Raw genomic sequence first — 8,831 nt, 5'->3', positions numbered from 1 at the left:
AACTGACTTGTAATCAGTAGGTCCTCAGTTCGATTCCGAGTGCCGGCACCAATTCAAAAGCCTTGTAAATGAATAGTTTACAGGGCTTTTTGCTTTCTGGGATTTTACCAAGAATCGGTGATTTTCCGTTTATCTATACCCTCATCTATACCTTTTGTGCTCCGTAGGGCATTTAGAAAGTACATAAAATAAATTTGCACACCATCCACAGCACACCCCACCACTCATGCCACTGCACCATTTGGATGAAGCAACCATTTGGGCATAAGAAGGGTTTAATAGTAGCTATTCGCTATAATTCTAAAAAAATCACAACAATCACAACATTATATTTTTATCTATCTCTAACCCTTGCTACATAAGGCTTAGAGCGTGTTGTGAAAAGTCACAACAAATCACAACAATCACAACACGAAGTTCAGACATAAAAAAACCGGAACAATGTCCGGTTAGGTTACTTACTCTATTAATCCAAAAGGTTAGGCTATCAACCTGAGCAAACGCCCTGTACTGTTACCCTTACTATCAAAACTCTCTGTTTCGGCGACAATGCCTTTACTGATAAGCCCATCAATAGCTGCATACATTTGTTGCCCAACGGCTGATTTTGGCGTTATTTCTGCCCACGGCTTAGCTTGGTACTTGGCTTGCCTTATCTGGCGACGAGTGCACGTACCCCGCTTACCGATATACTCAATTAACGAATCCTCGTAGGCACTAGTCCCCATAGCGCCCATCGTCACCAGCAAGCGATAAATGTATTCTAAATAGTCACGCATCATATTAATGGCTGCTATTACCCACTGGTCAGGGATTAGCCCTGCACGGTGTTCGTCAAGCAAAGCTAACAAGGTAGCAATTTTCATGATGTGCATGTCTGGCTTACCTGCCATGCTTCGCAAGGTTAAAGTGCTGTACTTTCCACCATCACCTAAATGGGGCTCTATTTCATTACGGAACTCTTCAATGAGCCACCATGCTTTATCAGAAATCCGGTAACTGGGTAACTCATCAAAATCAAGGGGTTGCTGTAGTGCAGTCTTAGCTAGATCATGCGCAATTCGGTTATAGGTATTCTGCACATATTCTTGAGGATAGAACTTTTTATGATGGTCGCGCGTTCCTAGCAGCGTTGCTTCATTCAGCATCAGGAAGCGTTCAGCAAAACCTGAACCCTCTGATCTTTGCAGAATCGTATTAATAGCGCCCTCTTGAGCAAAGCAAGTTACCGCCCCCACGACTAAGCCATGATAGCCGTTTCTGCTGGCACGCATAGAATGGTGATAGTCCCCATTAAATCCCAATAGCATCAAGTCATTATCGGTTTTTACATCTTTGCTAAATGAAGCGCCCGTGATGGTATTCACTAATCCTTGCTCAGCACTAGCTAACGCAAAATAACCCTGAGTATCATTCAACTTTTCATCAAGTGCAGCAGTGCTAGAGTTAGTTACAAAAAAGCCTTGTGGGAAAGGTTCAGCAAACTCTTCGTTCTGCTCTTTTTCTTTTTTCCACGCTTTTACGGCTTCCTTGATTGCCTGTTGAATAGGATGCTGAAACGCTTTCAAACATCTGCTTTTGCTAGTCGCAGATGGATTACAAGGCGCTACATACTCGCCCAAGGGTAACAGCTCGCCATTAGGGTACTGCACCGCATACGCACGACAGGCCACACTGGACACAACACCCAGCCCCACCAATAAAACAGAATTCACAGGTAGCCAACACATTTTGGCGACATCCTGCACATAGGTTTTAAAGTTGCAGTCGGGGATATGTTGCATCAGATCAAGCTGATAGCCTGACTCTGGTTCAGCTTCAAGTGGTTTTGTGGTGCGCTTGGCTGCGTTAGGAAAAGTAATGACTGTATCGCCTAATCCTGCTGATTTTAAGGTATCCATGATTTATAATCTCTGTGTCCATGATTTATAAAGCCCGGTTTAGAGTGAAGTTCTAGCCGGGTTTTTTATTTCTAGGCTGGTTAATCGTTCCGCATCCTCTCTACTAAGCACGCCGTCATATTCCATAATAGCTGCCCGCTCCTCCCATGCTTCTAGTTGGTCAACATGCCAATCATTCCAGTCGGCTACATAGTCTGTAGGTGGTGTAATCCATGCGCCGCCAATCGCTTCAGCCGCTTGGGTAGCATAATGTAAGCCGGGGTTCTTAATCGTTTTCCCTTGTAAGGAAATACTGCTATCAAGATCATTGTCGACGGCAAAAACAATCTGTACATCAGGATACTGTTGCCGCGCCCACCGCCCCACCTGCATTAAGTTGGTAGTGGATAGCGCCATAATGACAGGGTTCAGCGTGCGGACATGTACTGACACCGCCGTTGCATAACCTTCCGCGATATAGAAACGGTTCGCTACTTCGCCAGTCGTCAAATCACCTCCAATCCAACACAAGCCCCCCGCTGATGTTCCCCGCACTAACTTAAAACCATTAGGCTTGATTTGTTGTAGCCCCTGTAATGCGCCTGTAACAGCGTTATAAATGGGGATGAGTAGATCATCTGGGTTGATGTATTGGGCTTTGCTATCGTGCGTGGCAGCCTTAATCAGATAGCTTTTGTTAGCTTGCTTAGCAGCTAATGCGGGGATGCGCTTAGCCAACAAGTAAGGATGTGTATCCTTAGCCGGTACTCCACTGCTCCAAATGGCTTGCAATGATTGCAGCTCTTGCGCCTTAGCCAGCTGCAAGGCTTGTTCACGTTTAGCCTGTTCCTGTTGTGCACGAATCCGCCGCGCTTGGTATTCAGTATCTTCAAGCCGCTCTTGATCGCCCCACTCTTTCCAAACGAATACCTCGTCTGTTTTGCAATTGCGATAGCGAACTAATAAACCTTTAGGTGCATACACGCCGACATAACCTATTTTATCCGCGCCCTTGCCATCCGTTCTTTTTCCGTTGTGCCATTGTCCATCCAAGATAGGATGCTGTATGGCTAATCCAGTATGCTGCATCATGTGTTCTTGGAAGGTTCGCATTAGGCTGCTTGCTCCTGTTTAGTCGGTAGATTACCTAGCCATTCATCTATTTCTGATTCCACCCAATACACGCGCCCACCATGTACGCGCCGAAGTGGAAACTTACCCTCACGCTCCAGATTCCAAAGCGTGCTACGTGCCATCTTGATCTTTTCTGCTTTCAGTTCTGCATAGGTTAGTAATCGGGTATTGCTTGCCATATTTTCTTACCTGTCGCTAGTTGTTTAACAGGTTCTAGCTTGTCTTAGTCAAAGCCGCTTTTGTGCTTAATCGCGTCTAATCGCGTCTAATCGCGTTTTCAAAAGCCACAAAAAGAATTGAATCGGGGCGTGTCCCCGTAAAAGAAATCTTTCGGGTTTTCTTGTTGCCTCCAGAATCTGAAATATCTGAGTAACCAGCTACAGGGTTTCTAAGACAGAAAGCTAAAAGCTGTTCTGCTGTTGCAGGGCAACCCTGGTTTTCCTTTGTGTAAGCGTCCATGAATGCCTCAACTAATACAGCTGCCTTGCCTTCACGCTTGGGTTTTTCATTAACAGGTTCTTGCTGTGGTGGTTGAATTTCTTGGATTGGATTAGGCGCTCCTACATGTATGACTTGATTAAAATGTTCTAAATGTTCTACTGCTGTTTTGTAGAATAAGTAGAGTTCTATCTTAAACAAGGCGCTGACATCGCCAGCATTAAAAAATAGCCCCTCTTCCATTCTAAAAGCGATTGACTTATTTAAGCGAATCGCTTTTAACTGCTTGCTTTCTAAAGCTTCTTTCAGCTCTTCAAAGATTTCATTGCTATTTTTAATGGTAGGTTTTTCGTGATTACCCCGACCATAATAAATCCATGCAATAGTTTCTTGAAGATTTACCCATTCTTCATTTTGGTAGTAAAAAGATTCCATAGTGCATGCCTCTCTAATGCACCTTTCAAATAAAGAACCCATGCCAGCCGGTGAAAGGAATCCGGTTTTCGGTGATCAGCCTAGGCATGAGTAACCAACTAATTAAACTTGAATTAAGCGTTTAACTTCTAAATCAATATCAGCCTCTAGGGGCAATGTTATGACTTGGTGCACACTCCCAAAGGCGTTAATGCTATCCATCAAGTCGGCCTCTTCCTTGTCCTTGATCCAATAACCATCTAACCAGTAGTAGATGCTTTGGGTTGCAGTTGTAGGGCTTTGGGTGTTTAAGCAATCCATAAGTATTTTTTACCTCCATTGGTGTAGTTGGGGTTTTCAATCATCAAACCCTCTTTCATCGCTCGACTGAAAAAAGCTTTTTGCATGTTGCTGATACGAGTACGGTCATGCGTTCTACTTCCGGTCTCTTTGTTGCTGATGCGCTTTTGTATCCAGTTCCATGTTTCCCTTACCGAGGGTTTGCATTCATTGGTTTGAACCGCTTTCAGCCAATCGCTATACAAGCTGTTATGACCCTCAGCTGATGGTTTACTGAGGGTTGTTGCAGTGGTTTCCCCTAAAGCGCTTCTCTGACCCTCAGCTGATGGTTTGCTAAGGGTTTCCGAGTCGCTTAACTCAGGACTGGCGAACACATCACGCCGCGCTTTGAACTGGCTAAAATCAGGTAGTGGTAGCTGTTCTTCGTGAGCACCCAATGAGGGTTTCAGCAGGGTTTGTTTAGCTACCGCCGGAAAGGTGAAGCCCATTGGATGATGCGCCTTAGTTTCCGGTTCTGCCTGCACTTGGTATTTGAATAAAGTCTGTTTATTGCCTGACTGGACAGGACTAGAAGCCACTTGGGGAAAACCAAACCCAATAGGCTGCTTATTCGGTTCAGTGATCGGCTGCACGTGAGCCGGTGCAGAGGGCAGGCCGGGTTCAGGCTGTGCGCTGTATTTGGCTAGTGCTAGCTCTAAATCCTCAATAGCTCGCACGGATGCGCCGTGAGTTTTACTCAGGAAGTGGTGCAGGATTTCAAAGCAGACCGCTACAAACAACGTAATGAGTACCACCGCCGTTTTGAGATAGTCTTTGTAATCGCCCTTTTCGCCCGCTAGCGCACGCGCAAGGGTAATGATGACCGGATTATAAGACTCTGCCTTGAGCGCGTCCTGTCGCTCATATTTGAGTTTATCGCGCTCAATGCTCGCGGTTGCTTGCGCTTGGTTGGCCGATTGCTCAGAGCTTTTTAAGGCGGACACTCTAGCTCGATCACCGTCACAGTGTTTTTCCTTACCCGCTTTTAAATTCGCTTCACAACGTGCAAGTTTCTGTTCTGCATTCGCAATCGACGCTATCAGGCTAGGATTCACCGTGCTTTGGCTGCTACCTTCATTCGTGAGGGTCGCTTGATAGGCGCTATTGCGCTCCACCAAGACACTGGCTTTCACATCCTGATTGGCTGAGCTGGAAAAGAACTCAGCGAACAATGCAAACCCAATCACTGTACTCACCACTAAAGCCACACTGCCAAAGAAGCCAAAATGCAGATAGGCATGGTGTTTCACCCACGATAAGAACAGTGCCATCAAGACCACAATCGACACGGTGAAGGCAAAGCCAAAGAGTGAAGCCGCATCCTTAAAGTAAGCGCTCCATGATAGAGCATCACCTAAGTAAAGATGCTGATTGAACAGAAGGTACAGCAGGAAGGTGAGCAGGAAGCCGAGTTTCAATAGCAGCAAGCCGCGCTGTTCATGCTGTTGGTGTTGTGCAAGCTTGCGCTGCATGATTTCAAGTTGCGTGTTTTTCACGGACATGGTGGACTCCTAAATCAATACAGCGTTTAAGAGAACACTAGCCAAGGCCAGAAAACCCATCGACTGATGTGCAGCAAACAACCACAGCACAAACAGCAAACTAAACAGGCACAAGGGCAGATGCAAGCCAGCGAAAGCGACCGCCGCCAAGAGGCCGAAGGTTTGAGCGGTCAGCACAACTTTCAGCACTGCGAAGATAAACGCCGCTAGTGCCGTTGATTTCACCGCCAAGGGTAGGTAGTGGGTGAGTGGGTGGGTGTTCATGCTTGCACCGCCTTAGATTCCCGCGCCTCAGCGTCTAATTCAGCATGACATCTGGCGCAAACATGCGAATAACTCACATCGGCATGATAGGGATTCAGCCAGCTTCGAGCGCATTTGTATTCAGTCAAGGACACCATGCCGACTGATTCCAAGTGCAAACACCGTTCACACTCTAGGGCATAGACGATAGTCATGCTTTCACCCCCACTGAAGTAACTTTCCCTTCAAATTCATTGGAAAGCTCCACAATCCGCTGTGCTCGTCGAATCGCCATATCAGACAAGGAAACAATGTCACCCGAATCCATATCTAAAATCCCACCGCCCATTGGGAGCGCTTTTTGTTCCAATGACCACCCGAAAATAGCTTTCGTAGGTGAATTTTGGGTTTTGTCTGTGTTAGCATTCATGTTGCTAGTTCCTTTCAAATTAGATAGTTAGTGTATTTAGCAAGGTTTAAAGAGTGTTCCAGACTCGATAAGCCCTTAAGCGCCTCCACTTGTTGGGGGCGTTTTCGTTTATGGGTTCATAGCTTGGCTGATACCTTCAAGCCGTCCGCGCTCAAAAGCCTGCTGTTCTATTTTCCCCGTCATTAAATCTTGCAGAATCGTTACTACTTCCGCGTTCATGCTGCGATTGTTGGTAGTTGCTCTCTGCTTTAGCCATTCCTGTACCTCGTCAGGCATTCGCAAGCCGAAAGGCGGCTTCTTTTTTATATTTGCTGTCATTTCATAATCTTATGTTATACGGTGAAGTCATTATAATTACACGGTGAGTTATTTTAAGTCAATATCAAATTAGCTACACTGTGCAATCAAAATAAAAAAGGTTAGCTTATGAGCAGGGATGTGAACCCCTTCGGCCTGCGATTACCGCCCGAATTGAAAGAAGAATTAGAGAGACTGGCAGAACAGAACCGCCGTTCATTGAATGCTGAATTAATTGTACGCCTTGAAGAAAGCGTTCAGCGGGAAGGGCAAACCTGCATTACAGCTGAAGAAATACGCCAGATCGTGGAACAGGCACTCGCCAAAGCAGGCAAAGGCTAAATCATGGGATTTGAATGGGATGACAACAAAGCAAGTATCAATGAACAGAAGCATGGCGTAAGTTTTACTGAGGCTATTACTGTTTTTAGCGACCCCTTAGAACTGACCATTCCAGACCCTGATCACTCTCAAGGTGAGTTTAGATTTTTGAGTATCGGGCGTTCTACTCAAGGTACTTTGCTAGTAGTAGCCTATACCGAACGTGAGCCAGCGAGTATTCGATTAATCAGCACTCGACCTGCAACCAAATACGAAAGGAAACAATATGAGCAATCTTAATGATGATATGCGCCCTGAATATGACTTTTCGGGTGGTGTTCGCGGCAAACATTATCAACAGGGTACAAATGTTGTACTGTTAGACCCTGATGTAGCCGCCCATTTCAAAGATGCCCAAGCGGTTAATCATGCTTTGCGTTTGCTAATTCAACTTGCAGGGCAGGAGGTAAAACCTAAGATAGACGTGACGGATAAGGCAGCCTAGTAGGCTTTCTGGGTTGAACGAATCATAGCTTCACGCTCAATCTTCTTGGCATCTTGCACATAGCGGGCATTCGTGTTGCCTATGAGGGTGGCGGCTTAGTCCCTTGGTATGATCTATGCGATACTCTGTATCTCACCAACTAGCGAGATGGAATTGATGACTAGCACCATGATTCATATTCGGATTGATGAAGATTTAAAAGAAGATGCTAGCAAGGCTTTAGCGGCTATGGGCTTGACGCTATCGGATGCAGTGCGGGTACTGCTTACCAAGGTAGCCATAGAGCAACGCTTGCCCTTTGAATTGAAAGTACCAAAAGCGCCCACGGTCACAAGCCAGCGAGTGGATTCAATGGATGATATTCTTAGGCTGCTAGGTAGCTCAAATCCGTCTCAGAAGTAGTCAGCCAGAGCCTACCTATAGGCGAGTCGTTCTTGAAAGCAGTGCTCAAAACACTATTAGATTAGTTTTAAAAGTAGTCTATAACAGACTATAGAACCCTTCAGCACTGTTTTAAAAATAGGGCTTAAAGCACTATAGAAAACAATCAAGCACTGTTTAAAAATGTGGCTAGCCTTCGATATATACCCCCACCCCGCGCTGCTACCCCGTTTCCCCAAGTGGCTGGGTGGTTGCATGTGCTGCCTATCTAGCAAGGTAGCCACATCGTCAGATACTCAACTGCTTAACCATTACTACGCCACGTGGTAGTCAGCAACCATCAAATGATAACCGTAGTTATCATTTCGACTTCGCTACGCCACGTGACAGTCAGCAACCTATCTGCACCAAAACGCGCCCCCCACAAATGTCAGGTTTTGTCAGGTTCTCACCTCCCCAGCTAATCTATAAACTGAGTTTCTAGCTATGCCGTATTTATTGGCAATCGCTTCCTTGCTCAACACGCCCGCTTCAAAATCAGCTTTCAGAGATTCAATCTGTTCAGCACTCAGCTTTTCCTTGCGTCCAAACTTAACACCTTTTGCTTTGGCAGCCTGTCGGCCTTCAGCGGTACGAGCGTTTATCAAGTCACGTTCAAATTCGGCAATCGAGCCAAGGATGTTGAACAACAGCTTGCCTGTGGCGCTGCTGGTATCCATACCTGCTTGATCGAGCACTTTGAAAGCCACGCCTTTAGCTTCTAACAATGATAACTACGGTTATCATTTGATATTTCATTTGAAAGCCACGCCTTTAGCTTCTAACTCACGCACAATCGCCCATAAATCGCCCATAGAGCGTGCTAAGCGGTCAAGCTTAGTGATGACTAGCACACACAACACTCACAACACTCACAACACTCACAACACTCACAACACTCACAACAC

The 8,831-nt window shown here is 45.8% G+C and carries 14 protein-coding genes and 1 pseudogene; 4 read left to right on the top strand and 11 right to left on the bottom strand.

What is annotated here, in order from left to right; translation table 11 throughout:
* Positions 1-479 precede the first annotated feature (479 nt).
* The 10 genes from B5D50_RS19715 to B5D50_RS19675 form a co-directional block, all read right to left on the bottom strand.
* Positions 480-1,901 (bottom strand): DUF3987 domain-containing protein, encoded by a 1,422-nt coding sequence (locus tag B5D50_RS19715; RefSeq protein WP_078924357.1) that lies wholly within the window; start codon positions 1,899-1,901, stop codon positions 480-482.
* Between the two features lie 39 nt (positions 1,902-1,940).
* Positions 1,941-2,993: a toprim domain-containing protein gene (locus B5D50_RS19710; protein ID WP_078924356.1), complete on the bottom strand. Its 1,053-nt coding sequence runs from the start codon at positions 2,991-2,993 to the stop codon at positions 1,941-1,943.
* On the bottom strand, positions 2,993-3,193 hold the full coding sequence (locus B5D50_RS19705) for a helix-turn-helix transcriptional regulator (RefSeq protein ID WP_078924355.1): 201 nt from the start codon (positions 3,191-3,193) through the stop codon (positions 2,993-2,995). The genes B5D50_RS19710 and B5D50_RS19705 overlap by 1 nt, the downstream gene beginning before the upstream one ends.
* A gap of 76 nt (positions 3,194-3,269) precedes the next feature.
* On the bottom strand, positions 3,270-3,887 hold the full coding sequence (locus B5D50_RS19700) for a hypothetical protein (RefSeq protein ID WP_078924354.1): 618 nt from the start codon (positions 3,885-3,887) through the stop codon (positions 3,270-3,272).
* 102 nt (positions 3,888-3,989) lie between these two features.
* Positions 3,990-4,187: a hypothetical protein gene (locus B5D50_RS19695; RefSeq protein ID WP_078924353.1), complete on the bottom strand. Its 198-nt coding sequence runs from the start codon at positions 4,185-4,187 to the stop codon at positions 3,990-3,992.
* On the bottom strand, positions 4,175-5,707 hold the full coding sequence (locus B5D50_RS19690; RefSeq protein ID WP_078924352.1) for a hypothetical protein: 1,533 nt from the start codon (positions 5,705-5,707) through the stop codon (positions 4,175-4,177). The genes B5D50_RS19695 and B5D50_RS19690 overlap by 13 nt, the downstream gene beginning before the upstream one ends.
* Before the next feature lie 9 nt (positions 5,708-5,716).
* Entirely contained in the window at positions 5,717-5,971 is a 255-nt protein-coding gene (locus B5D50_RS19685) for a hypothetical protein (RefSeq protein WP_078924351.1), read from the bottom strand.
* On the bottom strand, positions 5,968-6,165 hold the full coding sequence (locus tag B5D50_RS20280; RefSeq protein ID WP_143594436.1) for a hypothetical protein: 198 nt from the start codon (positions 6,163-6,165) through the stop codon (positions 5,968-5,970). The genes B5D50_RS19685 and B5D50_RS20280 overlap by 4 nt, the downstream gene beginning before the upstream one ends.
* On the bottom strand, positions 6,162-6,380 hold the full coding sequence (locus tag B5D50_RS19680; protein ID WP_078924350.1) for a hypothetical protein: 219 nt from the start codon (positions 6,378-6,380) through the stop codon (positions 6,162-6,164). Before B5D50_RS19680 ends, B5D50_RS20280 begins: the two co-directional genes overlap by 4 nt.
* A 108-nt stretch (positions 6,381-6,488) precedes the next feature.
* Positions 6,489-6,698, bottom strand: coding sequence for an Arc family DNA-binding protein (locus B5D50_RS19675; protein WP_078924349.1), 210 nt, complete (start codon positions 6,696-6,698; stop codon positions 6,489-6,491).
* A 108-nt stretch (positions 6,699-6,806) separates the two neighbouring features.
* Between B5D50_RS19675 and B5D50_RS19670 the strand changes: the two genes are divergently transcribed.
* The 4 genes from B5D50_RS19670 to B5D50_RS20800 all read left to right on the top strand — a co-directional run bounded on the left by B5D50_RS19670 (position 6,807) and on the right by B5D50_RS20800 (position 7,905).
* Positions 6,807-7,019 (top strand): Arc family DNA-binding protein, encoded by a 213-nt coding sequence (locus B5D50_RS19670; RefSeq protein ID WP_078924348.1) that lies wholly within the window; start codon positions 6,807-6,809, stop codon positions 7,017-7,019.
* Positions 7,020-7,022: 3 nt separating this feature from the next.
* A complete protein-coding gene (locus B5D50_RS19665; protein WP_078924347.1) occupies positions 7,023-7,298 on the top strand; it encodes a BrnT family toxin in 276 nt (91 codons plus the stop codon).
* Positions 7,285-7,503 (top strand): hypothetical protein, encoded by a 219-nt coding sequence (locus tag B5D50_RS19660; RefSeq protein WP_078924346.1) that lies wholly within the window; start codon positions 7,285-7,287, stop codon positions 7,501-7,503. The genes B5D50_RS19665 and B5D50_RS19660 overlap by 14 nt, the downstream gene beginning before the upstream one ends.
* A 156-nt stretch (positions 7,504-7,659) precedes the next feature.
* Positions 7,660-7,905, top strand: coding sequence for a type II toxin-antitoxin system RelB/DinJ family antitoxin (locus B5D50_RS20800; RefSeq protein WP_327193636.1), 246 nt, complete (start codon positions 7,660-7,662; stop codon positions 7,903-7,905).
* 419 nt (positions 7,906-8,324) lie between these two features.
* Here B5D50_RS20800 and B5D50_RS20795 read toward each other — a convergent pair.
* A pseudogene (locus B5D50_RS20795) lies at positions 8,325-8,777 on the bottom strand (recombinase family protein).
* Between the last annotated feature and the right edge of the window lie 54 nt (positions 8,778-8,831).

This window comes from Thiothrix eikelboomii, assembly GCF_900167255.1.
GTDB classification, from domain to species: domain Bacteria; phylum Pseudomonadota; class Gammaproteobacteria; order Thiotrichales; family Thiotrichaceae; genus Thiolinea; species Thiolinea eikelboomii.
The sequence above is the reverse complement of the archived record's forward strand: the minus strand, read 5'-3'. Positions and strand labels throughout refer to the sequence as shown.